Origin of the sequence: Morganella psychrotolerans, assembly GCF_001676155.1 — a bacterium.
Taxonomy (GTDB): domain Bacteria; phylum Pseudomonadota; class Gammaproteobacteria; order Enterobacterales; family Enterobacteriaceae; genus Morganella; species Morganella psychrotolerans.
In genome coordinates, this window is record NZ_LZEW01000031.1 from 117,993 (window position 1) to 144,017 (window position 26,025).

Annotated in this window: 29 protein-coding genes and 1 pseudogene; 6 read left to right on the plus strand and 24 right to left on the minus strand. The window is 42.3% G+C overall.

What is annotated here, in order from left to right; all coding sequences use genetic code 11:
* The first annotated feature begins 8 nt into the window (after positions 1 to 8).
* Both cysE and rfaL read left to right on the plus strand, forming a co-directional pair.
* On the plus strand, positions 9 to 809 hold the full coding sequence (gene cysE / locus AYY16_RS16615; protein ID WP_067369171.1) for a serine O-acetyltransferase: 801 nt from the start codon (positions 9 to 11) through the stop codon (positions 807 to 809).
* Between the two features lie 6 nt (positions 810 to 815).
* The gene (rfaL, locus tag AYY16_RS16620) at positions 816 to 2,057 is read left to right on the plus strand and encodes an O-antigen ligase RfaL (protein ID WP_162271067.1); all 1,242 of its coding nucleotides are present in this window, start codon (positions 816 to 818) and stop codon (positions 2,055 to 2,057) included.
* Positions 2,058 to 2,271: 214 nt separating this feature from the next.
* Here rfaL and trmL read toward each other — a convergent pair whose 3' ends face one another.
* The 19 genes and pseudogenes from trmL to cpxR all read right to left on the minus strand — a co-directional run bounded on the left by trmL (position 2,272) and on the right by cpxR (position 14,724).
* Positions 2,272 to 2,775, minus strand: coding sequence for a tRNA (uridine(34)/cytosine(34)/5-carboxymethylaminomethyluridine(34)-2'-O)-methyltransferase TrmL (trmL, locus tag AYY16_RS16625; protein ID WP_067369174.1), 504 nt, complete (start codon positions 2,773 to 2,775; stop codon positions 2,272 to 2,274).
* Between the two features lie 8 nt (positions 2,776 to 2,783).
* Positions 2,784 to 3,734, minus strand: coding sequence for an NAD-dependent epimerase/dehydratase family protein (locus AYY16_RS16630; RefSeq protein ID WP_067369178.1), 951 nt, complete (start codon positions 3,732 to 3,734; stop codon positions 2,784 to 2,786).
* 9 nt (positions 3,735 to 3,743) lie between these two features.
* Complete coding sequence (locus tag AYY16_RS21250; protein ID WP_235846337.1) at positions 3,744 to 3,923, minus strand: hypothetical protein; 180 nt, start codon at positions 3,921 to 3,923, stop codon at positions 3,744 to 3,746.
* A 172-nt stretch (positions 3,924 to 4,095) separates the two neighbouring features.
* On the minus strand, positions 4,096 to 4,557 hold the full coding sequence (locus AYY16_RS21255; protein WP_235846338.1) for a glycosyltransferase: 462 nt from the start codon (positions 4,555 to 4,557) through the stop codon (positions 4,096 to 4,098).
* A 682-nt stretch (positions 4,558 to 5,239) separates the two neighbouring features.
* Positions 5,240 to 5,530, minus strand: coding sequence for a glycosyltransferase family A protein (locus tag AYY16_RS21760; protein WP_082970779.1), 291 nt, complete (start codon positions 5,528 to 5,530; stop codon positions 5,240 to 5,242).
* Between the two features lie 56 nt (positions 5,531 to 5,586).
* Positions 5,587 to 6,537 carry an EpsG family protein gene (locus AYY16_RS21765; RefSeq protein ID WP_162271069.1) on the minus strand — a complete coding sequence of 317 codons (951 nt, stop codon included), beginning with the start codon at positions 6,535 to 6,537 and terminating at the stop codon, positions 5,587 to 5,589.
* 32 nt (positions 6,538 to 6,569) lie between these two features.
* The gene (locus AYY16_RS21770) at positions 6,570 to 6,716 is read right to left on the minus strand and encodes a hypothetical protein (RefSeq protein WP_162271070.1); all 147 of its coding nucleotides are present in this window, start codon (positions 6,714 to 6,716) and stop codon (positions 6,570 to 6,572) included.
* Positions 6,664 to 7,410 (minus strand): glycosyl transferase, encoded by a 747-nt coding sequence (locus AYY16_RS16640; RefSeq protein WP_162271071.1) that lies wholly within the window; start codon positions 7,408 to 7,410, stop codon positions 6,664 to 6,666. The genes AYY16_RS21770 and AYY16_RS16640 overlap by 53 nt, the downstream gene beginning before the upstream one ends.
* A gap of 47 nt (positions 7,411 to 7,457) precedes the next feature.
* Positions 7,458 to 7,559 (minus strand): Stealth CR1 domain-containing protein, encoded by a 102-nt coding sequence (locus tag AYY16_RS21775; RefSeq protein ID WP_082970782.1) that lies wholly within the window; start codon positions 7,557 to 7,559, stop codon positions 7,458 to 7,460.
* A complete protein-coding gene (locus tag AYY16_RS21780) occupies positions 7,552 to 7,749 on the minus strand; it encodes a LicD family protein (protein ID WP_156665024.1) in 198 nt (65 codons plus the stop codon). Before AYY16_RS21780 ends, AYY16_RS21775 begins: the two co-directional genes overlap by 8 nt.
* Before the next feature lie 114 nt (positions 7,750 to 7,863).
* A complete protein-coding gene (locus tag AYY16_RS21785; protein WP_156665021.1) occupies positions 7,864 to 8,178 on the minus strand; it encodes a LicD family protein in 315 nt (104 codons plus the stop codon).
* A complete protein-coding gene (locus AYY16_RS19960) occupies positions 8,084 to 8,389 on the minus strand; it encodes a LicD family protein (protein ID WP_082970783.1) in 306 nt (101 codons plus the stop codon). Before AYY16_RS19960 ends, AYY16_RS21785 begins: the two co-directional genes overlap by 95 nt.
* A 324-nt stretch (positions 8,390 to 8,713) precedes the next feature.
* On the minus strand, positions 8,714 to 9,013 hold the full coding sequence (locus AYY16_RS21790) for an oligosaccharide flippase family protein (RefSeq protein WP_162271072.1): 300 nt from the start codon (positions 9,011 to 9,013) through the stop codon (positions 8,714 to 8,716).
* A gap of 1 nt (position 9,014) precedes the next feature.
* Positions 9,015 to 9,584 (minus strand): annotated as a pseudogene (locus AYY16_RS21795) (oligosaccharide flippase family protein); the annotation flags it as partial.
* A gap of 43 nt (positions 9,585 to 9,627) precedes the next feature.
* Positions 9,628 to 10,326: an NTP transferase domain-containing protein gene (locus AYY16_RS16650; protein ID WP_067369183.1), complete on the minus strand. Its 699-nt coding sequence runs from the start codon at positions 10,324 to 10,326 to the stop codon at positions 9,628 to 9,630.
* A gap of 246 nt (positions 10,327 to 10,572) precedes the next feature.
* Positions 10,573 to 11,115: an EamA family transporter gene (locus tag AYY16_RS21800; protein WP_082970787.1), complete on the minus strand. Its 543-nt coding sequence runs from the start codon at positions 11,113 to 11,115 to the stop codon at positions 10,573 to 10,575.
* A 321-nt stretch (positions 11,116 to 11,436) separates the two neighbouring features.
* A complete protein-coding gene (locus AYY16_RS21805; RefSeq protein WP_082970788.1) occupies positions 11,437 to 11,829 on the minus strand; it encodes a phosphotransferase family protein in 393 nt (130 codons plus the stop codon).
* An 826-nt stretch (positions 11,830 to 12,655) separates the two neighbouring features.
* The gene (gene cpxA / locus AYY16_RS16665; protein WP_067369189.1) at positions 12,656 to 14,026 is read right to left on the minus strand and encodes an envelope stress sensor histidine kinase CpxA; all 1,371 of its coding nucleotides are present in this window, start codon (positions 14,024 to 14,026) and stop codon (positions 12,656 to 12,658) included.
* Complete coding sequence (gene cpxR, locus AYY16_RS16670; RefSeq protein WP_067369192.1) at positions 14,023 to 14,724, minus strand: envelope stress response regulator transcription factor CpxR; 702 nt, start codon at positions 14,722 to 14,724, stop codon at positions 14,023 to 14,025. Before cpxR ends, cpxA begins: the two co-directional genes overlap by 4 nt.
* Positions 14,725 to 14,878: 154 nt before the next feature.
* Here cpxR and AYY16_RS16675 point away from each other — a divergent pair, with 154 nt between their 5' ends.
* Positions 14,879 to 15,388, plus strand: a complete 510-nt coding sequence (locus AYY16_RS16675) for a Spy/CpxP family protein refolding chaperone (protein ID WP_067369194.1) — start codon at positions 14,879 to 14,881, stop codon at positions 15,386 to 15,388.
* A 202-nt stretch (positions 15,389 to 15,590) separates the two neighbouring features.
* On the opposite strand, the gene AYY16_RS16680 is transcribed toward AYY16_RS16675, so the two are convergent.
* A complete protein-coding gene (locus AYY16_RS16680) occupies positions 15,591 to 18,131 on the minus strand; it encodes an autotransporter outer membrane beta-barrel domain-containing protein (protein ID WP_067369197.1) in 2,541 nt (846 codons plus the stop codon).
* A 902-nt stretch (positions 18,132 to 19,033) separates the two neighbouring features.
* On the opposite strand from AYY16_RS16680, the gene pfkA reads away from it, so the two are divergent.
* Positions 19,034 to 20,011, plus strand: coding sequence for a 6-phosphofructokinase (gene pfkA, locus AYY16_RS16690; protein WP_067369203.1), 978 nt, complete (start codon positions 19,034 to 19,036; stop codon positions 20,009 to 20,011).
* Between the two features lie 265 nt (positions 20,012 to 20,276).
* On the opposite strand, the gene tpiA is transcribed toward pfkA, so the two are convergent.
* Both tpiA and AYY16_RS16700 read right to left on the minus strand, forming a co-directional pair.
* On the minus strand, positions 20,277 to 21,047 hold the full coding sequence (tpiA, locus tag AYY16_RS16695; protein WP_082970789.1) for a triose-phosphate isomerase: 771 nt from the start codon (positions 21,045 to 21,047) through the stop codon (positions 20,277 to 20,279).
* Between the two features lie 133 nt (positions 21,048 to 21,180).
* Positions 21,181 to 21,801 (minus strand): DUF1454 family protein, encoded by a 621-nt coding sequence (locus tag AYY16_RS16700; protein WP_067369209.1) that lies wholly within the window; start codon positions 21,799 to 21,801, stop codon positions 21,181 to 21,183.
* Between the two features lie 117 nt (positions 21,802 to 21,918).
* On the opposite strand from AYY16_RS16700, the gene AYY16_RS16705 reads away from it, so the two are divergent.
* Complete coding sequence (locus AYY16_RS16705; RefSeq protein WP_067369212.1) at positions 21,919 to 22,347, plus strand: DUF805 domain-containing protein; 429 nt, start codon at positions 21,919 to 21,921, stop codon at positions 22,345 to 22,347.
* A 144-nt stretch (positions 22,348 to 22,491) separates the two neighbouring features.
* On the opposite strand, the gene fpr is transcribed toward AYY16_RS16705, so the two are convergent.
* The gene (gene fpr, locus AYY16_RS16710) at positions 22,492 to 23,241 is read right to left on the minus strand and encodes a ferredoxin--NADP(+) reductase (protein ID WP_067369215.1); all 750 of its coding nucleotides are present in this window, start codon (positions 23,239 to 23,241) and stop codon (positions 22,492 to 22,494) included.
* Between the two features lie 343 nt (positions 23,242 to 23,584).
* Between fpr and emrD the strand changes: the two genes are divergently transcribed.
* Positions 23,585 to 24,772: a multidrug efflux MFS transporter EmrD gene (gene emrD, locus AYY16_RS16715; protein WP_067369218.1), complete on the plus strand. Its 1,188-nt coding sequence runs from the start codon at positions 23,585 to 23,587 to the stop codon at positions 24,770 to 24,772.
* Between the two features lie 55 nt (positions 24,773 to 24,827).
* Here emrD and glpQ read toward each other — a convergent pair whose 3' ends face one another.
* Positions 24,828 to 25,934 (minus strand): glycerophosphodiester phosphodiesterase, encoded by a 1,107-nt coding sequence (glpQ, locus tag AYY16_RS16720; RefSeq protein ID WP_067369221.1) that lies wholly within the window; start codon positions 25,932 to 25,934, stop codon positions 24,828 to 24,830.
* Positions 25,935 to 26,025 lie beyond the last annotated feature (91 nt).

Below are 26,025 nucleotides of genomic sequence, written 5' to 3' on the forward strand. Positions count from 1 at the left end.
AGGTAATTATGTCCTACGAAGAACTGGAAGAAGTCTGGAGCCATATAAAGCAGGAAGCGCGGGATTTTGCTGATTGTGAGCCGATGCTGGCCAGTTTTTTCCATGCGACATTACTCAAGCATGAAAACCTGGGCAGTGCGCTCAGTTTCATGCTGGCCAATAAACTGGGGACGCCCACCATGCCGGCAATTTCTGTCCGGGAAGTGGTGGAAGACGCCTACAGCAATGACCCGCAAATGATAAAATCGGCCGCGCAGGATATTAAAGCCGTCTGTCTGCGTGACCCTGCGGTAGATAAATATTCCACGCCGCTGCTGTACCTGAAAGGCTTTCACGCATTGCAGTCTTACCGCATCGCCAACTGGCTGTGGAAGCAGAACCGCAAAGCGCTGGCGACTTATCTCCAGAACCAGGTGTCAGTAACATTCGGCGTGGATATACACCCTGCGGCACAAATTGGTCACGGCATTATGTTTGACCACGCCACCGGAATTGTGATCGGTGAAACGGCAGTGGTGGAAAATGATGTTTCTATTCTGCAATCCGTCACGCTCGGCGGAACCGGTAAAACCGGCGGCGATCGCCACCCGAAAGTCCGTGAAGGCGTGATGATTGGTGCAGGTGCCAAAATACTCGGCAATATTGAAATCGGGCGCGGCGCCAAAATTGGTGCGGGCTCAGTGGTATTACACCCTGTACCGCCGCACACCACAGTCGCGGGTGTGCCCGCAAAGATTGTCGGCAAACCGGGCTGTGAAAAACCCTCGCTGGATATGGATCAGCACTTTAACGGGTGTGAAGGGATTTAAACTATCGTGATTAAAAAGTCATTGAGTCATGGAGTAAACAGCCGTGGATTAAACACCCATGGACTGTGGAGCCTGTTTATTGTCGGGGGATATATTTCCCTGCTGTATGTTACAGGGGTCACCCGTTACAAAACGATTTTTTTTGCGCTGATCGCCGCAACGGCGCTCTGGCATATTATCCGGTACCGTAAAGCCTGCTTATCTCAGTTCAAAAACCCGATCTCACTCTGTATCGGGTTATTCACGCTGGTGATAATTTATGGTCTGCTGATTTCACCGGATTGGCGCGGCAGTCTTTCTGATATAAAAAACAGTCACTTCCGTGATGTATTGCTGATGTTTGCCCTGATCGTGCTGGTGTTGATGAAAACACCGCAGGAACAGGTGCTGAAGATGATCATCACTGCATTCACTGCCGGGTTACTGTTCGTCTGCCTGCGGGAGATATATCTGTATTATCTCGATTACCGTCAGGGGATTATGCCGTTTACCAACTATAACCACCGTGATGTTTCTGACGCGCTGATTATTTTCTTCCCGGTACTGATTGCGCACTGGCACCTGATGAATAAGCGCAGTGTATGGCAATGGGCGGGGCTGCTCACGCTGGGCGCACTGATGCTGTTTGTCTTGCTGGGAACCCTGGCACGGGGCGCATGGCTGGCGGTATTGATAATGTATTTCCTGGCATTCGGACTAAACCGTAATAAAGGCATGATTGTGGCAGCACTGCTGGTGCTGGCTCTGGGTGCAGTTGCGGTATCGCAGTATGGTTTAGGAAAAGATAATGGCTACCTGAATAAAAAGCTTATTCAGACTGACAGCAGTCATCGCTATGAAAACGGTACTCAGGGAACGGCATATGAGCTGGTAATGGAAAAACCCTTAAAAGGGCATGGTATAGGGCGGCAAATTTATAACCAGACCTATGATGCTGCCGCGATTCAGAACCCTGACTGGACATTCCGCACCTCTATCGGCTCACATAATATTTTTCTCACTTACTGGTTTGCCTGTGGTATTGCCGGGCTGCTGGGAATGATTTACCTGGTATTTACATTTTCCCTTTCGGGGGCGATTGCTGCCGACAGACGGGATAAATTACAGTTCCAGGTTATTATCACACTGGTCACGTCATTCCTTGGCTACATCGTCGTGCGCGGTAACTTTGAGAATGTGCATATCAGTGTGCTGGGTGTGCTGTTTGCGTTGCTGTTAATGGCAACCAGGATTGAAAAAAGAACATAGCCGGAAAGGCGATTTATTCAGATCAAAAAGGCGGTTTCATCACAGGATGAAACCGCCTTTTCATAGCGGGTAATTTTACGGGATATACCCAACGTCATTCAGGCTGCAGGAAGGCGGCAAGGGAAGATAGACGGGGAGCATACATTCGTATGTGACCTGACTGGCTGAGTGCAGCCAACGCATCTGCAGCCTGAATAAATAAGGGTATAGATTGTTAATCCCGCAGTAAGGCACCCGCATAATCCAGTTGCCGCCAGGCTTCAAATACAATCACTGCGACTGTATTGGATAAATTCATACTGCGACTATCCGCCAGCATGGGTACACGGATCTTTTGCTCAACCGGCATATTATCCAATACATAAGGTGGCAATCCACGCGTTTCCGGACCGAACAGCAGATAATCCCCCGCCTGATAGCTGACATTGCTGTGGCGCGGTGTTCCTTTGGTGGTCAGGGCAAACACCCGGTTCCCGGTGGGGGACTGTGCATTATCCGGGCTCAGCCCTTCACTTTCCAGGAACGCGGTATAATCATGATGATGTTTGATATCCGCAAATTCGCTGTAATCCAGCCCGGCACGGCGCAGGCGCTTATCATCCCAGGTAAACCCCAACGGGTGGATAAGGTGCAGCCGAAAGCCGGTGTTAGCACACAGACGGATAATGTTGCCGGTGTTCGGCGGTATTTCAGGTTCGAACAGGACGATGTTAAGCATGGTTTGTACTATTTTTTAAATTCGTGGCGAACAGTATTTGCTATTCCTTGTTCGAGAGAAACAGGAGCAATAAACCCGGTATCTGCAATAACGTCAGATTTAAATTGTGTACGAGCACAGAATTTCTTAATGCGAATACTGCTGACAGGAAATTCTTTACCCGTTACTTTTGCCAGAATATCAAAACAGTAACCACCCAGCAAACCGACGCTGTATGGAACATGGATATTCGATTTATGTTTATCCATCGCTTTGCAGATAATATCCGTCAAATCTTCCATATTGAAATCAGGTTTATCGACATAGTTAAAGACATGACGGCCTGAATTAAAGGTTGTGGCGAATTTTAAGAATGCTGCGATATTTTCCACATAAGCCATAGACTTCTGGTTTTTACCACCGCCAATCATCAGGAAACGTCCTGATGCGATCTGACGGAATAAATTATAAACATTACCCCGGTTATTTTCACCGAAGACAACAGTCGGGCGGATTGTCACTAATGCACGTTCGGCATCTTCAGCTTGCCAGGCGTCATACACATGCTCTGCGGCTAATTTTGATTTACCATAATCATTGAATGGCTCATATTGACCATCTTCCCCGGTCTCTTTTTCGACAAAGCCATAAACAGCAACAGACGAGGTAAAGATAATGTGTTTGATACCAAGCTGTGCCGCGACATCACAAACATGCTTTGCACCGTCAACATTCACATCATAGTAAAGACTGATTGGATGGACATTATCTTTATGTTTGGCTGCCAGGTTAATAATAACATCGGAACCTTTTAGCGGTTCAACCAGAGATTCTGGTTTTGTTATATCACCAAATTCCCAGTGATCAGAAAATGCTGAACTTTTCTCAATATCTACTATTTTAAATTGGATATTGTCTTTCTGCAATTGTGTGGACAGACGTGTACCGATAAAGCCTGAGCCGCCGATGATGGTTATCATAAATGCCTTCTATTTTCTTAATTTTTTATAAATAATATTCAGAATTGAAGTTGGTAAAAGTCGGGGGATACTGCGCATAGCAAAGATTAAAGTTGCTGAGAGTGGTGTGTCAATTTTTAATTTTATTTTTAGCTTAGCAAGTTGTAGCTCACTTTTTATATATTTTAATCCACGACGACGTGAAACCATTATAGTTCCGGCTCGTACATTAACTAATACATCCTGTAGGTTATGCGTTTTATAATCACTGGAAATCATTCTTATCCAGAGGTTGTAATCTTCCATATATAAATGATGCTGATATCCACCAACAGCCAGTACCGCACTTTTCTTAAATGCAACGGTGACATGATTGAAAGGATTACGTTTTTTTTGCTAGCTTCAGAATGTTATTATGTTCAATAGCAATATTACGCTGACCATTTGACTCAGTCATATCCTCATTAAATTCTTCTATATTTCCACCAAGTAGTGAAATATGGGGATTTTCTTGAAGGTAATTAATTTGTTTTTTAAATCGGTTAGGTAAACAGATATCATCCGTATCCATCCTAAAAATCCATTCATTTGAACAATGTTTAATTCCTTCATTTAATGCTTTACCTAGCCCTATATTTTCAGGTAAGTCTATAGTTTTGATTATATTCGGATATTCTTTTTCCCAGTTTTCAATGGTTAAGTTCAATTGGTCAGTTAAAGGCCCATCTTTAACAATAACAACTTCTGTTGGTTTTTCTGAGTTATTTATGATTCTATTTAAACTGTCATTAAGGAAAATTGCATTTTCTTTAAAATAAACAGATAGTAAAATAGAGAATTTCATTCAAGGGATCTCTGTAATCGTTTATTAAGGATAAAATATAATAGCCCAGATGATACTCTAAAAAATAACACCACCGGATATAGTGAGACTCTAGGTTTTTTTTAATATATATTTTTTTACTAAATAAGTAATCCAAGGTTTCTTTATCTTTGAAATTAAATTGTAAACCTAATTTTATTAAATAAAAAAAATGTTCTTTGCTGAAGATATTTAATCTCACTTGTGATTTTATTTGGAGCGCCACATGTATTTTTCTGTAAGAGGTCATAAAGAGCTAGCACTTTTATTTTACTTATTGTTAGTGCCGACTGAACTGTTACTGAATTATCCAAGTTGTAATTAAATAAGGTATGGTCTATATGTAGTATATGCTTTTTTGTTGTTAGAAATGAAAGTAATATAAAATAGATATCTTCCCCAAAACAGTAATCTTCAGGAAATAATATATTATTTCTTTTCAGGAAATCACTTTTGAAGCAGATAGAACAGATGTGCAATTTCAATTTACGAGTTAGAAATAAATGAAGAATTTCGATGTTGGTATATAATCGTATATTACTAGATTTATTTATAGTTCGGCTGTGGTTTATACTGTAGTTAAATAAATATGTATCACATTCTATGTTGTTTTTTTATTATTTCCTTATCCAGTATATGCAATATATCATCGTCAAAAGAGTCATCAGCATCTAAAAAATAAAATATATTTTCCTGAAGATGATTGTAGACCTAAGTTCCGGCTTGAAGATACCCCCTTATTTTCTTGATTTATATAATGAAATCCATTCTTTGATGAGAGGATATAATCCGTATTATCAATAGATCCGTCATTAATAATGATAAATTCTACATCATTTCTTTCAGATTGAGTTTTAGAAATAAAGGTTAAGATAGAATTCAAATAAGGTTCAGCATTAAAACACGGAATAATAATTGAATACGTGATCATTTTATCGCTCAAATATAGATTCATAAGGTGTTATACCTAACCCCTTTCCAAGAGATCTTTCTGATATTCTAATATCGTTCTCAAAGAGAACGAAAAGTATAAACATTATAAGTACCGTACTTTGGATATGATATTTTTTTGTTTTTATAAAAAAACAATGCAAATGGAATAATGATACAGAAGATAGGAGGTAGCCTGTTAAATATATGTATCTTGGCAGATAATATAATGGATAAAAGATATGATACGCTCAATATAAATATTATATTAGCTTTATGATCTTTCTTATTTATACTATAGATAATGAAAATTATAGGCAGTATCATTTTCAATATGACACCAAGGCCGGAACCTAATTGGGTTGGCGTATTAAATTTACTATAAATATAATTTTGATATTTTGTATTTTGTAGTATTTGCAAGTTATCAATTAACTGAAATATATCAATGTATGATATAAATATAAATAATATTAAAAATATTGGTAGGTATAAAGTTCGATTGCATCGTATGTAATTAAATATACAAAAAGGTAATAGAAGAAGTGTCGATGAGTGAAAAAGAGATGAAATATAAATCCAAAAAATGAAATAAACTATCTTCTTATTTATAAGAAAATGAACGGCATATAATGCAATACATACGGCTGTTATTTGACGTATTGCTGTCATGTTTTGAAAATATAAAACAAGAATATAAAAGGTAATAAATAATAGTTTATTATAATGACGAGCAGTTAAGTAAATAAATGATGTTGAAATAATGGAAAACAAGCTAATAAATACACTACTGCTGAGAGAAAAATAATTACAGATACGCAGCAAAAATAAAAACCCAGGCTCAAGGTATTCTTCAGTAGACTTAACATTATAATATATGTATTCGTAGCTATTGTAGTCAGTTCCAACATTATATCGGAATATTAATGCTGATATAACAAATATGAATGATATGAAGTAAAATATGCTTGAGGAGCATTTGTTGTTTGCTTTATCAGATAGATATGAAAATAATGAACCCGAGAATAGCACTGAATTATAAACAATATAAGTAAAAAAACATATTATATCTCAAAACTTGATTTTTTAGGAAATAAATTATGGAGTTCGTTATTTATTGCATTTTTCATGTTTTCAAATTGATCTACAACAGCGCTATCATTGATGCATATACATTTTAATTTTTTTATTATGCATATATTTAATAACATGATTAATATTATTGCTATTTGGGGAGAGTGTTATGCTGGATTTATGGACGCATTTAGGGTAGAAATCACCTGAAGCTAATTGCCAATCTCTAAAAATATACTGATTTATATCGGTTATTTTCCTGAATTTGTTTATACTCGTATTATGTATTAATTCTTCTTCTTTACTATATATCTCGATGAATGTTTTTCTTAAAAAAGGCTGAGGTATATGAAAATTTTTAAATCCTGTAAATTTAGCCCATGGTAATAGTAGTATATTATTTAGGTTATATCGGCCATACTTTATATTGAAAACCTTTGTTATATGTTTTTTGTAAAAATTCTTTTTTTCAAAATATTTACAAATAATATCTAGATTATTAGCCAGGTATTTTGCGTAGTCACCATCTGGTGTTATGACATTAGATATAAAAGTGTCACATGGGGTTTCATTAACAAAATAAAAATCAGGAGAGATTTTATTGATCAAAAAAGTATCATCATTAAAATAAACGAATTTTTCAGATAGACCTTGTATTTTGGCTAAGTTTATTTCAATGACATGAGAACTAAATGTAGGTAAGTATTCCTCAGGAATATAATCATGGTGATTAACAATATTTAGTTTTGAGTTATTGATATTTAGCCAATCAGGAACGTGCCCGTATGTAATAAAATGGATCTTATTTACCCATGGCGCATTTTTTTTCAATACCTCGAAACCAATATTTTAAGTTGTCCCAATCTCTAAATCGAGGGTCATTTTTTTATATTACCGTGATTCCTGCTTTTATTAAATTCACTTAGCCATTTAGGGTCTGTAGGATCTACCCAAGGAATTACAAAATCAATATTATTCATGTGAATTATTATATTCTTTATCAAAAATAAATTTTACTATGCCATGCTGATATGGATCACTTGGGGGAATCAAATAATTATTTCCATAAAGCATGACTAGGTAATTATGTACATTACGTGGACAAGGTAATGTAATACCTTCAAATGTAATTTCATCCAGTGGAAAGATTAATTTTTTTTGGAAAATTATAGGGTGTCAATCCCATATCTAAACTATAATCAATATAATCAGATTCTTTTTTTATTTACTTTGCAGGCGAATTTATAATTAAATAGATCTATTTTTTTCCTACTTAATAATAAATTAAATAGTGTTCGCACTATTTTTTTTTGTAGTTGATATATTATTGAATCTATTTAAGTAATATATTTTATATGAATAATGAATTATTCTTCTGTGAAGTGAATATTGTTTTGCATTATCCATAGGGAATATATCTATATAGAGACCAGAGTGTGATCTTCTATCATAGTTATAATAAATTCCATTTTGGTCAGTCCAATCAATACATGTATTGTTTAATCTAAGTTTGCAAGGTACTGGTTGGTAGGAATAATATTGGTCTGTTTCTACAGTTTGTAAAAAAATATTTATCCTGATCCAAGTGATCGTTTGCAATTGCTATAAACCGATTATAATTTTCACGGGTCATGCAGATATCAATATCTTCGTCCCATGGAATAAATTTACCATTTCGCTTTGCTCCAAGTAATGTACCTGAATCTATCCAAAATTGAATATTATTTAATTGGCATATTTCTTTAATATGCCTTAATGCATCAATTAATTTTAATTGAGCATCTCTCAACGTTGATAGTTCATTTAGCATAGGAGTATCTCTTGTGAAGAAACAAAAAAAATTGATACACGAAGTATTAAAGTTATAGTATCTATCAATATAATGGAGTAAATGATATTTTGTATTGAAAGTATATTTAGTAAAATTAAAATAAAAATAGACAGGATATATACTATAGAGCTAAAGATAACAGTATAGTTAGCAATATGAGGTTTATTTATTATAGAGAATGCAGAATAACCATATAAAATAGATACTATATTAATAGGAACTAATATAAGAAAATAATTAAATATATGATATGCTGAATAATATTTTTCCCCAAAAATAAAGGGTATTATGATATGACTATAGTTATATATTATAGTGCAAATTATTATAGCGGGTATTGTTAGGGTTAGCGCTATAAGAAAAAGAAGATTGGCATTTTTTTGTTCTGGCCATATACGGATAAATGGCACTTGTTATTGGGGACATTAGCCCTATGCCTGCATTATATAATCGCTCTGCCGCACCGTACAGAGCGCTAGAGTTTACACCAAGATATATTCCAATAAGAAAGCCGTTTAATGTTGTTGATAAACTTACTGAAATTCTTGACAAAAAGAAACCTATGTTTTGTCGGAAAATTATTAGTGTATATTTATGTCTCAATTTACCAAATTTGAATTTTTCTGACCGTATATTTTTTTATATAATAGTAAGTTGCTATGAAATTACTAAAAGCAGTTGCCATTAATACGCTATTTATTGATTTATATATACTTATAAATGTAAACAACATAATAAAATATGATAATTTACTAATGGAAACATAAATAGTAATGTATTTTATTTTTTCTATTCCTACGAAAAACCATTGGCATTGAAAACCTAATGATATCATTACTAAGAAGATAAAGAGTATATTACTGAGCGAGAAATTAATGGTGTTAAAGAATAAAAAGAATATATATAGAGCAGCAATGCTTATAATTAAAAGTATAAACTTCAAAAAGAATATGCTGCTTAAATATGAATTTATTATCTTAGTACTATTTTTATGTAGGGAAATATAGTACGGAGATGATAATCCAAATCCGAAATCAGTTAGAATACTAGCTATATTATATATAGCTATTGAGATCACTAATAATCCAAAAGATGTTATATCTAATGTACGGGTAAGATATGGAATAGTGATAAGAGGTAGAATTATATCTAATAGTTTTATAAAGCCTAATGAAGTAGCATTTTTTTACTAATGAATGGTTTAGTATTTTTTTTTATCATAATGCTTTTATTGTTAATGCAAGCTTACTAATATCATTATAATTATCTATATTATCCATTTCTCCGGCGAAATAAGATGAAACCTCATGAGTTTTCATATTTAATTCTTTTATTATGGACATGGGGATGTTATCCCAATAGAGTTTGGCATTATTTAAACTAACATCATCATTAAACTGAGATAGGGCATCTAATATTTTTGTCGATTCTGATTTTTTCCAGTATGAAACACCGAGCAATGATGGTGCAGTTGGCTCTTTGATTTCTATTCTGTCAATGAACCCTTTTTCATTTAAGATTGGGATCCACTCACTTTCTGGTGTTGTCCGTTTGACTGTATAATAGAGGCTTGAGTCACTTTTAATAAATATATTCTTGAGAAGTACAACATCGGCATCAATGACGATTGTATCGCTAAGATAATTAGTTATCTTACAAAATGAGTATATGTTGTTGTATTTTTCGTAGTGCTCATTGTGTATCAGAGTGCAACTGTATTTTTCTTCCAGGTACTTGAATTGATGAGCAAGGTGACCTGTGACAATGACAATCTCATTAATACCAAATTCTAATAAGTATTGAATTGTTCTTTCAATATTTGGTATTCCGCCAATAGGTAATAAGGCTTTATGCGTTGTTTTTGTTATATCACCAAAGCGAGAACCAAGACCCGCAGCTAAAATTATTGCATTCATTTTACTAAAACTTCCTTTGATTGTAGATTCGTAATTAATGCACCTGCGATTATTACAGCTGAGAGTAACAGTAACAGCGGGGACAGCTCATACCCAAGGAGTGGCCCAAGAAGTATTGCCCATGCAGAATAACTAATGTTAAGCCCCATTGCTTTTATCGGGCCGAGTTCACCAATGGCTCTATAGTAAAACAAGTATGAGAGAGCGCCAAAGATTGCAATTACCAGCATAGTTAATATTAATGAGTTATTTACTATAATGTCGGTAACAGTAGCTATCTCTGATCTGAAGAATAAAAGGATAGCAAAAAAAATAAATAATTGATGATGTCAACTGTCTTAGAAAAAGAGCAATCTCGTAACTTAAATTATTTTTCAGAGCGTATGAGCAAATTGTACTTTCTAAGCCCCAGCCGACTGCACAGCCTAGTGAAAAGAGGAAACCGAGTAAAGATATATGATTGAAGCTATCTAAATTCAAACCTATATATGCGGTTGTGATGATAACGAGTAATAACCCAAGAAAATTAACAAAAGTTGTTTTTACCCTCAAAAATATATAGGCAAATAAACAACCCAGAGCTGGATATATGGTTGAAACAGTAGCCGCAATTGATGCGCTGCTATAATAGATGCCTAAAATATAGCAACTCATACCTATGGGACCACCACTGAGTGCTGCCAGGCAAATGATATAACTATCTTTTTGTTTTAGTGAGTTAACTAGTTTTTTTCGTTTTTCCTGAAAGGAGTATATAAGAGAACAACCAAAATGAAGAAAAGAGGTCATGAAGAAAGGCAATGCAGATAGAAAAAAGAATAGTGTATTTTAGTGTATCAACTGAGGATATATTATAATCAACCAGTATCGTGTCTAATGCCCAGAGAACACCGGATGCCAAACCAATAAAGATAGATTTATTAATTAGTTGCATATTTTTCCTTATGGATTTCTATCTGTGCTTTGCATTTTTGATATCGATCTACGCCATAACTACCAAATAAATTTTCATTTTTTTCTTTTATCAATGTCCATATAGACCATAAATAATTTTGGCATATTTTATAAATTAAGATTTTTTCTTTTATGTTATCTAACTCTGAGATTGAGTTATTTAAATAGTAATTTAAAAAAAATATTTTCATCATCATCAGATAAATGAGATTCTTCACAGAGTGCAGCAATATCCCATGAACTATCGTTCATTCCTGAGTATTCCCAGTCAATTAAATAATAGCTATTTTCATTATATATAAAATTTTCCGGAACGGGATCATTATGGCAAGGCGACAGATGAATACCCAGTTGATTGAGTCTTTTTTCTAATTTTAGAAAATAGGATTCTGTTTCATTAAAATTAGGGTAGTTAATTTCATCCCGATTAAGATTACTTAGATATCTATTATATTCTTCAAAAACATTGAATGTGTTTTTAAAGATTATATCTGATTGGTGAAGAGACTGAAGTAATAATGCAGCATTCTCTAAATTTATTTTTTTTATTAATTATTTTAGGTGTCAGAGTAATCGCGTTATCAACGTATTCAGTTATTTTGATACCACTATCAACATTATAGTAATATAGCTTTGGATTGATACCAAGTGCTGTTGCTAACTGGCAGTTATTTTTTTTCGTTTCCACGGTTAATTAATATATTTGTATTTTCACCAGGGAGGCGAACAACTGTTTTTGTATTTTTTGGTTTCACAGTAGTAGTTTGTATTTGTCATTCCACCGATTTTTTTCTATTTTCAATGGGTGTTCAGATATTGCTTTAATAACTACTTCAGTGATTATGTTATGGATATCATCTGCCATAGATAAAGACCAGCCACTATATTAAATTTTAAAATAGCTACCGCACTGGGTTACGGCTCCCAGAGTGCGCTATTGCGAGTTTATCTTACTGATATTATTGAATAATCTAGTCAGTAAGTGATATGTTGCTTTGTAACACTCTGATTTTTTGATAGTTATTACGAATGATGCGACGTTATTCATCAGTAGTGTTTATATTTGCTGCCAAAGGCTAGTCGGATTCCGTAGCCAGGTCAAGCATCATAACACTCGTTCTTCTTTCATTAAACGCACTTTATCCGGTTTAAAGTAATAATGTTTTTCATTAATACTGTTTTTTTTTATGGTGGTAGATAAAAAAACGTTATTTTCATTTAAGACTATGGATTATTGCTTTTTCTAATCGGCACGTGAGCGTTCACAGTGAAAACGTTTTTGTTGAATATAGTCAGGATATTGTTACTTAGGAAAGCACCACCGGAACAGAGGTTCCGGTGGTGCTGTTTTCTTCTGCATTTTTTTTGATGTGTCTCAGCGCGGGTGTAACGGCAGCCAGATTTCCAGCCGAAGACCGCCCAGCGGGCTGTCATTGGCAATTACTTTGCCGTTGTGCTGGCTGATGGCGGTGCTGACTATCGCCAGTCCCAGTCCGGTTCCGCCGGATTCTCGGTCGCGGGCTTCGTCGGTGCGGTAGAATGGACGGAAGATATGTTCGCGATCTTCCGGGCTGACGCCCGGACCGTCGTCATCGACCACAATGCTAATTCCCTGAGTATCTGCGCTGAATGCGACCTGAATGCGCTGATTTGAGTAACGCAGTGCATTGCGGACAATATTTTCAAAGGCGCTGCCGAGTGCGGACGGATTACAGTAAATTGTCCACGGACCAGGCGGTGAGGTTATCTCCAGCGTTTTATGGCGCTGCTCAGCCTCAAACTTCGCGTCATCAAGAATATCATCCCATAACTCATTGGCTTTAATGTTCTGGCGAAGCAGCTCGTTTTTGTGCTGACTGCGGGAGAGCACCAGTAAATCGTTTATCATGCCGTCCAGGCGCTGTGTTTCGGTTTCAATGCGCTCAAGCTCTTTGTTCTCACCGTGCCGGCGGCGCAGTAATGCGGTCGCGAGTTGCAGACGGGTGAGTGGGGTGCGCAGCTCATGGGAGATATCCGATATCAGCCGTTGCTGTGCATTCACCATGCGCTCCAGAGCACTTATCATCTGGTTAAAGCTGTTACCGGCGGCAAGAAATTCCTGCGGACCGGATTCCAGTTCCGGATGCTGGCGCAGATTGCCTTTGGCTACATCATCTGCCGCATTTTTCAGTTTACGTGCCGGTTTTGCCAGGCTCCAGGCGAGCCAGAGCAGTAATGGCGAGCTGATAAGCATGGTGGCGGCAAGTAACAGGAACGGGCGATCAATCAGGAAATTGATAAAATCAGACTGTGCGGTATTTGCCGGACGAATAAGATAGAGCTGATAGCGGTCTTCGCCGTCACGGACTTCAAACGGGCCGAGAAGCTCAATGCGCCCGTAGCGTTTCTTTTTCGGGTTGTCGGTGTTGTCTGACTGCCCCATAAAGTTGCGGATAACCTGGGAGTCATTACGGATAGGCCCGATGATGCGCCCCTCTGTGGTGACAATAATCAGGCGTTTGTCCGGCGGGGTCCATTTTACCAGCGCGCGGGTCAGTCGCCGCCACCAGAGCAGGTCATTCGCAGGATCCTGAGCGAGATCAGATTCAATATGCTGTTGCAGCATCATTCCCTGACGGTACTCTGCCTCCTGAAGAGGCATGAGTTGCCGGGAATCGAGTTTCGGCACCATCAGCACCAGTAAGAGCACCAGTGCGAGGGTGAACCAGAAAATCGCGAAAATCCTCGCAGTCAGGCTGCTTATCATGTTGCCGATACCATCAGATAGCCGCGTCCGCGTAAGGTTTTAAACCACGGCAGCCCGTCGGTGCGCTCCGGTAATTTACGGCGCAGGTTGGAGATGTGCATGTCAATTGCGCGGTCAAACGGGGTCAGGCGCTTGCCCAGTACTTCCTGGCTGAGGTGTTCACGGCTGACAACCTGTCCCAGATGCTGTGCGAGCAGATAGAGCAGGGTGAACTCGGTACCGGTCAGGTCGAGCACTTCATCAGCAAAGCTTGCTTCCTGGCGTCCCGGGTTGAGTTGCAGTTTATCAACCATGACAACAGATGAGTTGCTGCCGGTATCATTCTGCTGTTGTTCACTCCAGTTGGAGCGGCGCAGGATTGCGCGGATACGGGCGACAAGCTCCCGGTCGTTAAACGGTTTCGGCAGATAGTCATCTGCGCCCAGTTCAAGCCCCAGAACGCGGTCTAAATCACTGCCGCGTGCGGTCAGCATAATCACCGGCGTCTGGAAATTCTGGCGTAACTCTTTCAGAGTTTCAATACCGTTTTTACGCGGCATCATAATATCGAGCAATAACAGATCTATGGAATCATCAATCAGGGCCAGAGCCTGCTCGCCGTCATGTGCAATGACAACGTTGAACCCTTCCATATCGAGTAACTCTTTTAACAGCGACGTTAATTCGCGGTCATCATCAACAAGCAGTATCTTATTCATTATTTACGTCCTCCACGAGCAAAATACGACAACAAACGTTTCTATTCCATGACTTTACGTTCTTTTACATGCTCTGACGCATGTTTGCAGCCGGGTGCGTATAGTTATTTCCAACGAGTCAGGTGACACAGGCTCAGAAGTTTAAGGAGTTGATATGGGTAAGATAGCAACAATCACTTTAGCGTCAATCTTTGTGATGCACACTGCGCCGGTTTTTGCGCAGGATACAGAAAGTGATAGCCGGGAAAACGCCGCCCAGTGTCACAGTCAGTATAAAGGTATAACGACATCAGGGGGAGATGGTTATACCTCTATGTTGACCGGCATCCGGTTAACGGAAGAACAACGGATGCGGTTGCGGGATTTAATGGAAAATTACCGCGACCAGTTACGCAACGTTCGTAATCTTGCGGAAGATGATATCGCGCTTTATGAACTGGTGAAAGCCATACAGTTTGATGAGACGGCTGTCAGGTCACAACTGGAAAAAGAGATGCGTAAACGGTTGGATTATCAGGTTGAGATGATTCGGGTTCATCATCAGATGTACCAGTTACTCAACCAGGAGCAGAAATTACAGCTTGATGCGACATTTGAGCCGGAAGGTATTCATGCATCGTCAGCATCACCTGCCGTCACATCAGCGCAGCACATCGCGCAATGAATTTGTCAGAATGAATTTGTCAGAGTAGTGAAGTGTAGTGAGTCGTAGAGTAGTTAAGTAGCACCCAAGAAGTTTTTCCTTGCCATAGACACCATCCCTGTCTTTTGCGCCCCTCAATGAGGGGCTTTTTTTTTGTCTGTTTTTCCGGCAAAAAAAGAGGCCCGCAGGCCCCAATAGAGAACAGAGATAACAGGGTGAAAGATTAAAAATTGTAGCGCACGCCGATATTGCCGCTCAGCGGGGATTCTGTTTTATCACCATTGCGGTAATTAACTTCAGCGAATGCCTGAACCTGCGGGGTAAAGCGGATGGTTATCCCGCCACCGGCTTTCAGGCTGTCACCGGAGAAATCCGTATCAAAGGTATTGCGCTGGTTAATTGTGACCTGATTATTACTGATAAACTCATGCTGCCAGGCCAGTTTTGTATAAGGTGAAAGCTCAACCTGATTGCTCAGGACAAAATCTTTGCCCAGATGCAGACCGAGTTCTGATTGCAGTGACTGCTGTGCTTCCAGTTTTGCCTGCATATTGTTATTCAGACCGACGGTTCCGCTGTCTGCCCGCATGTAAGTCAGTCGTGCATACGGTTCAGCCCAGAAAGCCTGTGGCAGAGTAAAGGAATAACCTGTTTCTGCTGCTGTGCCGTAGGCGTTCTGTGAGTAATCCCCTTTAATGCTGCTGTGATTCGTGGAAGTGGCACGCAGCTTATTATTAAAGTGGTTATATTTCAGAACACCATCGATATACCAGCCGTTGCCGTCAAACCAGGTGGCATAGCCGCCGGCGGTGATGCTGTCGATTTTGCTGTCGCCGCCGCGCTGATGTTTCAGTGTGGCATTATTATAACCGGTAAATACGCCGAGCCAGAGTTGCCCCTGAGCCAGATCAACCGGTGTGTCCGCACCTAATTCAACACCACCCTGATTCAGTTTAAAGCGGGTGTGTCCTGTGTTCGCACGGGTTTTATCACCGGTTAAGCGCATCCAGACCCCTGCATCACCCTGATTATTGCGTAACTCTCCTCTGCGCAGACGCAGATTATCGAGTTCGTGGTTAAAAATCAGCTGTGGAGCACTGGCCAGTGATAAAACTGCATCCGTCGCCGGGGTGGTTTTATCATCCGGCACGACCGGCGGAACTACAGGCGGAATTACCGGGGGAACAGGTGCTTGCGGATCCTCTTTTTGTGCCGCCAGATACCAGATTTTGCCGTTCTGATCTTCACGCTGATACAGTGAATACATATAGGTGCCGCCATCAACAGCATTGATGTTTGCGCCGCCGAATGTACCTAAATTAAATTGTGCGTTACCACTTTTATCTGTCACCAGATCAAGGCGGGATTCATCCGGACGGATAATTTCAGCGCCGGAATCCTGTATATTCAGCGCGTGTTTACCGCTGCCGGTATTAACCGTCAGATAGTCGCCGCGCTGTTCGGCAATCACCGTATTCATGTGGAATGTCTGATTGCCGGAAAGCGTATCGATCATCAGGTGACTGTATCCGGTGGTAACCGGGGCAACAAAACGGACTTGTCCCTGCCCGCTGAGTGAGCCGGTGAACGCGGTATTACCACTGTCGCCGGTGATCACCATCAGTGTGCTGTCCGCACCTGATAAAATAACGTTTTCGGCATAGGCACCGGCATCAGCGGCTTGTTTGTCCTGTGCACCTGCGGTGAGCTGTAACTGCGCCCGGTCATTAACGGTTGTGGTACCCAACACCTGAGCGCCGGCGGCCAGCCAGCTTTTGGCGCTGTCATACAATGTGGTACCGGTTGCAGATGAGCCGCTGAAGATGCTTTGTGTACTGTTATTCCACAATTGGGTATCAATGGCCTGTCCGCCGCTTTTCAGAATTTGAGCGCCGCCGTTTTTGATTTGGGTTGATTCTGAGATACCGGCCGCTGCCGTATCATTCTGACGGAAGATATATTGTTCTCCGCCATCAACAGTGGTATTTGTTGCTTTGGAGTCATCCACAACATATTGCCGCCCACCGGTATTTACCAGCGTATTATCAGCAAAGCCTTTCTGATGAAGCTGTTGAAAGCCACCGCTTTGAATCACTGAGCTGTCTGCAACGCCGCCGGAGCGGAGCATCTGAGAGCCGCCGTCATTAATCTGCGTATTCAGGGAGTGACCATCCTGCTGAACGTATTCATAACCGCCGTTGTTAATTTGTGTACCGGAAGATTGCCCGCCGGAATAGATATATAATTTTCCGCCGCTGTTGACGGTGTTATTTTCAGATTTTCCCGGATCATCTGCCTGACCATTATTACTGACATACACGGTTCCGCCATTAAGTACGGAATCTTTCAGTGTGCCGCCGTCGAGTACGCGGATTAATCCGCCGCTCTGAATATCAATACGGCTGCCGGTTGCCGGAAAGCCGGAATGGTAGCCATCCCAGGCGATGTGTGTATTTTTATCAATCCAGACTTCGGCACCGCCCTGAACCTGAGAGTCCTCAAAAAGACCTAATACACTGAGTTTACTGCCGCTCAGCATTGTCAGGTTTTTTGCGATACCGATATAATCATCAGGGTTACCTTCTACCCAGGCACCGACTTCAAAGCATTCATCTGCACTCAGTTCGCCGCTTAATACGGAATCGCCACCGTAAGTAACCTGACTTCTGTCACCGCAAAATGTGGCAGCTCTGACTAAAGAGGGGGTGGTTGTGAATAAAATAGCCAGAATAGAGAGATGCAATATTTTCTTTTTTGTTTTCATTAATTATTCCCTGGTGTTGGTGAAATATAACGAAAGCCATTTCGTTAATATGGAAATGGTTATGAATAATAATGTTGTGTATGAAATGAGTATCTTATTTAAGTTATGTTTAATCAACGGGTGGGAAAATGGTGGTTTATATACATTTTTCAACCTTTTTTATCGAAAATGGCATTTTATTCACATTATGAGTAAAGCTAAATTAATGATTTTTAATATTTACCTTTGTGGTATAAACATCTGATTTTATCCGTTTTCGGGTTAATTTTGTTATTTCTGCGTTGTGATTCAGTCTGTTATCTAACCGGATTACCAGTAATGGGCGTGAAAACGATAACGTAATAAATATTAAATTAGTGTGTCTGAATGTTAGTGCTGATATGCTTTAAATTAGCGGGGATAAATTAAATTCAATAGTACCGTGTAAGTAGTTAATTATTTGTTGTCCTTTTCTTATATTTCATTTCATGTATCGCGAAATAATTAGTTACGGTTTGTTCTTGTTTATTACACAATATGGGGTAAGTCCGGATATATATTTTTTTATCCGATGTGATTCTTATTTTTATTCTGTTCGTTCCTCTTTTTCTTTTACACCGCATTATTTGTGAAATAAATGTTGTAATAACGCTAATTATTTTCTATTTTTCGGGTATTCTTAACGGACTATCAGAGCGATGTGTTTATCTGCTTTCCGGTGTCTCAAAATGACAAAAAAATCCGCAAAAGCAGGTGCATCCGGTAATGTCTTATTTTACTATAAGATTAGGTGAATCAATTCAGCTTTGTGTTATTACATGGTATTACGATAATGAATTCCCGAAGCCCTGCCGGGGTGCGTGGTACTATGCCGGTGAGGTTTTTCAGATTAGCAAATATTGCATCTACAATCAGAGGTCATCATGAGCAAGAAGATCAAACGAATCGGTGTGCTGACAAGTGGTGGCGATGCGCCGGGTATGAATGCCGCCATCCGGGGTGTTGTCCGCGCCGCACTGTCAGAAGAGCTGGAAGTTATCGGTATTTATGACGGCTATCTCGGGCTGTATGAAAACCGGATGAAAAAGCTCGACCGTTTCAGTGTCTCTGATGTTATCAACCGTGGCGGAACGTTTTTGGGTTCAGCGCGTTTTCCTGAATTTCGTGATGACAAAGTCCGCGAGACAGCCATTGAAAATATGCGCAAAAATGATATCGATGCATTAGTTGTCATCGGCGGGGATGGTTCTTACCTCGGGGCTAAAAAGCTGACAGAAGCCGGTTTCCCGTGTATCGGGCTGCCCGGCACCATTGATAATGACGTGGCGGGAACGGATTATACCATCGGCTATTTCACCGCGCTGGAAACGGTTGTGGAAGCAATCGACCGCCTGCGTGATACCTCAACTTCCCACAAACGTATCTCTATTGTGGAAGTGATGGGGCGCTATTGCGGCGACCTGACTCTTTCAGCCGCAATTGCCGGGGGATGTGAATTTATTGTTCTGCCGCCGAATGAAGTGGAATACAGCCGCGATGAACTGATCGCTGAAATTAAAGCGGGGATTGATAAAGGCAAGCGCCATGCGATTGTGGCAATCACCGAACATGTAACCGATGTGTATGAACTTGCCCGCCAGATTGAGGCAGAAACACATCATGAAACCCGCGCCACTGTTCTGGGACATATTCAGCGCGGCGGTTCGCCGGTCGCGTATGACAGAATTCTGGCGTCCCGCATGGGCGCATATTCTATACAGTTGCTGCTGGAAGGTTACGGCGGGCGCTGTGTGGGTATTCAGAATGAGAAGATGGTTCATCACGATATTATTGAGGCGGTGATGAATATGAAGCGGGTGTTTAAGAAAGATTGGTATGAGACTGCCAAGAAACTCTACTAAAATCCTCGTCATCCTTCAGCCTGTGGCGGCGTTGGCTGCGTTCGGCTAACCGGGTCACATACTGATGTATGCTCCCCGGCTATCCTCACTTTGCCGCCTTGCCACAGACCGAATGATTTAGAGGATTGCTCCGATAACAGGCTAAATAAAGGGCGGTACTGATCTTTTTCAGGTGAAATGGTTCGGAGTGATTTAGAGGATTGAGTGGCAACAGGCACAAAAAAAGCGGCGATTTCGCCGCTTTTTGCTTTCCGGAAGCCGGAAATTATTTTACAGCTTTTGCTGCGGCTGCTGCTTTGACGATGACAGCAAAGGCATCGGCTTTCAGGGATGCGCCGCCGACTAATGCGCCGTCGATATCCGGCTGGGTGAACAGTTCTGCGGCGTTCTTGTCATTGACAGAACCGCCGTACTGGATAATAACCTGCTCTGCCACTTTCGCATCTTTCTTCGCGATGTGGCTGCGGATAAATTTATGTACCGCTTGTGCCTGTGCCGGAGTGGCAGATTTGCCGGTTCCGATAGCCCAGATTGGCTCATACGCAATAACCGCACCCATAAAGGCTTCTGCACCCTGAGTATTCAGTACGGCGTCAATCTGGCGTGCGCAGACTTCTTCTGTTTTACCGGCTTCGTTTTCTGCATCAGACTCACCGATACACAGAACCGGGGTCAGACCCAGTTTTTTCAGAACAGCAAATTTCTCTGCGACTAACTCATCACTTTCACCGTGGTAAGTACGGCGCTCTGAGTGACCGACAATAATGTAATGTGCGCCGATATCTTTCAGCATCTCAGGGGAGGTTTCGCCGGTAAATGCGCCGGAGAGATTCAGACCCGTATCCTGTGCGCCCAGCGCAATGGTGGAGCCTGCCAGGACTTGTTTTGCCTGAGAGAGATAAAGCGCAGGCGGTGCGATCGCAATATCACATCCGGTGATACCGCAGACTTCCTTGCGCAGAGCTGTTATCAGCTCATAAACCATTTTACTGCTGCCGTTCAGCTTCCAGTTACCCATAACTAAGGGATGTCGCATTGTATTTCCTCCAACAGGGATGAGTTTAATGACGTGAGCTTCATTACCATTGTCCGCGCAGACCGGCGAACAGGCAAACAGGGGGACAGTATAGTAAAACCGGCGCGAAATAGCTTTGCTTTTCCGTTGTGGTTTACTGTCCGGCATTACTATTAGATAGTGAAAGCTTAATCGGTTCAATAGCGAAAGTTACTCCCTTTTCACTATCAACTACCAGAAGATAGCGCAACGCGCCGAATTGCGAGGCATAGGTGCCTGTCTGAAAGTCTGTCGCCAGCGCCCGGCTCAGTGCGGTATCAATATTATTATTGTTAAGTGTGGGTTCGAACTGAATAATCAATGCCTTAATATAGGCAAGCATCCGTGTGCGGTTTGCTTTGCTTTGTGAACTGTCTGCGGCGGGAAGCAGGGTCAGTTGCAGGCTCTTGATTTTTTCACTGTCGCGTTCCAGTACCGCAGAGGAGTACATATACGGGCTTATCCGGGTGGCGGCGCGCAGATAGCTTGCCGTAATGTCGTTTGATGCCACGACTTTGTATTCCCGTAATGGCAGCGTCGGGTTGTTGCGGTTAAACTGTTCGCGCATTACGGGGATAGTTGTGTCGAATGTCGGCGCATCCGGTTGCAGCCAGAGTGTTTCCGGCGCACAGGGGATAGGAAGCAGTACAGTATCGACCGCAAAACCCGGTATACTGAACAGCAGTAAACTTCCCGGTATAAGGGCGGTCAGCGCGAGTTTTTTTACGGCTTTCATAGCTTACTCCCGGTCGTCCGTCAGCGATATATATCCAACGTCATTCAGGATGCAGCCAACGAACCTGCAGTTTGAATGAATAAGGGTATAACCAGTGTACACGATTAGGAAAGAAAAATGACACTACAACAATGGGCATTTTCGTTTCACGGACGGATCAGCCGTAAAGCATTTTGGGCGGGGATCGGGCTGTGCGGCGCAGTGCTGTTTCTCCTGATGTCTGCACAGGGGCTGTTTCAGTTACCGGTTGAAATTATTATGGTGCCGGTGGTGATTGTCCTGTATCCCGCGGCTGCCATTTTTACCAAACGTTTGCATGATCGCAACAAGCGCGGCGGCTGGTCATTATTACTGCTGGTGGCATGGGGGCTGACCACGCCGGACTGGAGTATTGCCGGTGACTTTATGCAGTGGGGACTGGGGCGTTTTCTGCCGGTCTTTATTGTGATGATGATGGTACTGGACTGCGGCGTGTTTAAAAGTGTGGATGAAGGCAACCGGTTCGGGGAAGAGACGGACCCGGTTGATAAAATCGATAACCGCTGATGTTATCCGTCCGGTGAATTCTGATAGCGCCATCCGTGGCGCAACGGCAGCCAACGAACCTGCAGTTTGAATGAGTGAGGGGATATACCCAACGTCATTCAGGATGCAGCCCAGACCCTGCAGTTTGAATGAATAAGGGTATAGTTACCAATACTGCTCGCTGGTAATATGTCCCGGCTTACGGCGCAGGTGTTTGCGCATTCCCCGCTCTGTTTTCAGCAGGTTTTGAGTGTCTTTTACCATCTCCGGGTTACCGCACAGCATGACGTGACTGCTTTCTGCCGTTAACGGCAGACCTGCCGCGGCTTCGAGTGCTCCGGAGGTGATCAGTGCCGGTACGCGCCCGTGCAGTGAGCCTTCTGCCATTTCCCGGCTGACGACCGTCACAATACGCAGCTTGTCACTGCCGATTTTTGTTTGTAATTGCTGCATCAGCGGAAGATAACTCAGATCGGCGGCGTAGCGTACGGCATGAACCAGCACAATATGGCGGAAGCGCTCCAGATCCTGTCCATATTGCAGAATAGATAAAAAGGGTCCGATAGCCGTACCGGTGGAGAGCATCCAGAGTGTGTCGCAGTCCGGCACTTCATCCAATACAAAAAAACCGGCAGCTTCGTCAGTGATCAGAAGCTCATCCCCGGGTTGTAATGCAGCGAGGCGGGGGCTGAGTTTGCCGTCCCCGACATTGACCAGGTAAAATTCAAGGTCATCATTATCCGGTGCATTAACATAAGAATAGGCGCGCTGAATGCGTTCGCCGTCAATTTCCAGACCCAGTTTGGCGAATTGCCCGGCGGTAAACGGGCGGATAGGTGCTTTAACGTGCAGGCTGAATAAAGTATCTGTCTGGTTTGTGATGCGTGTGACACGTCCTGTGATCCAGTTTGACATCCTCGACCTCCGTCAATTAATAGGTAAGTAGTATGCAAACCAGTGTAATAAGGGGACGGGGAAAAATGTATCGATTAAATGTGTTAGCCGATCCTATCGCATGAATACGATAAGGCAGAGCAAACTGTACAGCTAAGTTGCCGGAAACAGCAGAAAAAAGGGCTATTCCTGTCAAAAATAAATGTGTGAACTCCCTCCCAAAATTTTTTTAATTTTGCTATTTTATACAGCATCGTAAATATGAAGAATCTCAGCATCGCAATTATGGATGTTGTACCTCTGTTGCATCTGTATTTTACCTGTATTGCACCGTCCCGGTGACAATTTAAAGACTGATAATAAAATGAGAAAACTGGAAAACTTTAATCTGCTGGTCATGCTGATTGCGCTGATTGCTGTCGGGCAAATGACACAGACTGTGTATGTGCCTGTGATAACGGATATTGCACTCGATTTCGGCGAGCCTGCGGGGGCCGTGCAAAGTGTCATGGCGGCGTATTTGTTCACTTATGGCGCGTCGCAGCTTATCTACGGACCGATTTCCGATAAAATCGGACGCCGCCCGGTGATCCTGACCGGGCTGGTTATCTATATTATTGCCACCACGGCAGCCCTTTTCTCACCGAACCTGACCATGCTGGTGATCGCCAGCGGCTTACAGGGTCTGGGAACCGGGGTCGCCGGGGTGATGGCACGCACGATGCCGCGTGATTTATATACCGGAATTTCATTGCGTTATGCTAACAGCCTGCTGAATATGGGGATTCTGGTCAGCCCGCTGATAGCCCCGATGCTCGGCGGCGCACTTGCTGCATTCTTCGGCTGGCGTGCCTGTTACGCTTTCCTGCTGGTACTGGGTCTGGCGGTGGGTTACAACATGTGGCACAAGTTGCCGGAAACCCGTCCGGCAATGAAAGAAAAGCCGAAAATGTGGGCATCGTTCCGTCTGTTACTGACTAACCGGACGTTTGTTCCGTATCTGGTGATGTTAATTTGTGGTCTGGCAGGTGTTGCGGTGTTTGAAGCCTCCAGCGGCGTGTTAATGCGCGATGGTCTGGGGCTGGGCAGCATGGCGGTGAGTGTTCTGTTTATTTTGCCGATACCGGCGGCGTTTTTCGGTGCCTGGTTTGCCGGGCGGGACAGTAAATCATTCAGTTTTCTGGTCTGGTGCGCGGTGATTTGCTGTCTGGCCGCCGGAGTGCTGATGTGGATCCCGGGGCTGTTGGGTATTATGAATGTCTGGACATTACTGATCCCTGCATCGGTATTCTTTTTTGGTGCCGGAATGTTGTTTCCGCTGGCAACCACAGCGGCAATGGAGCCATTCCCGTATCTGGCGGGAGCGGCAGGCGCGCTGGTGGGCGGGTTACAGAATGTGGGATCGGGTGTTATTACCTGGATTTCATCCCTGATGCCGCAGGGCGGGCAATCAAGTGTCGGGCTGCTGATGGTGATTACCGGGGTGGTAATGGTGCTGTGCTGGGCGCCGGTGGCTCACCGGATGCAGCGTCAGGAACCGATGGCATCCTGATTATCATTACGCGGTGAAAAGCATAACGGGCACTATTATCAGTGCCCGTTATATTTTACGGCGGAAAAACTATTTTTATGGCTGAGACGCTATTGCTGTTTTTGCAAAACTTCACGCCTTTATCCGGGAAGTCGGTAAAAAGTCCTTCTGCACCGGCTTTGTTATAAATGACATCAAATAACTGGTCGACATTTTCCGCATACGGCGGCAGGGCATCCGCGCGGACAGTAAACGGGTGAATAGCCAGGTGGCTGTTGTGAGCATCCTGTGCCATCGGCGTCAGTGTGATATGACCGGCTTTGGAATCTTTATTGATAAGCATGTGATAATCAGGTCCGATTCCGTCCGCGTAAGTTGCGATTTTGCTCATCGCCCCCGGCGCCATCATCCAGTCATAATTATAATTTACCCACTTACCGTCAGCATTCTGCTCAAACGTTTCCTGCCAGTCGGTGTAAGCGATAAGCTGCACCAGTTTTACGTCCATCCCCATTTCCGGCAGCAGTTCCTGTTTAATCCGTTTCAGCTCATTCGGATCAAAACATTGCAGGTAAACCGGGGAATCTTTAGTCTGATAACCATAGTCTTTCAGCACTGACAGCACTTTGCGGGTGATATCTTTGCCTTCCTGGCGATGGAACCACGGCGCTTTGATTTCAGGGTAAATGCCGATATTTTTCCCGGTTGAATGATTCAGACCCTGAATAAACTCCAGCTCTTCCTGAAAAGAGTGAATACGGAAATCTGATTTTCCCATCGGGAAACGACCAGGGTAGTTCTGTACCTGTTTACCGTCTTTGATATCAAACCCTTCAGTGAATTTCAGGGATTTGATTTCCGCGAGGGTGAAATCGATAGCATAATAACGACCATCCGCCCGCGCTCTGTCCGGGAAACGCTGAGCCACGTCGGTTACGCGATCCAGATAATGATCATGCAGAACGACCAGTTCGTCGTCTTTGGTCATCACCAGATCCTGCTCCAGATAATCCGCACCCTGAGCATAAGCCAGCGCTTTGGCGGGCAGTGTATGCTCCGGCAGATAACCGCTGGCACCCCGGTGGGCAATCACGATTTTACTGTCAGCCGCAAAAGCGGCGGTACTGCAAAATACAGCGCCCGCAAGGGCGCTGATAATACAAAACTGACGGGACAAATTCATAACGGGGTTCTCCTTAACAAAATGTATACCCAACGTCATTCAGGATGCAGCCAACGAACCTGCAGTTTGAATGAATAAGGGTATATCCGTT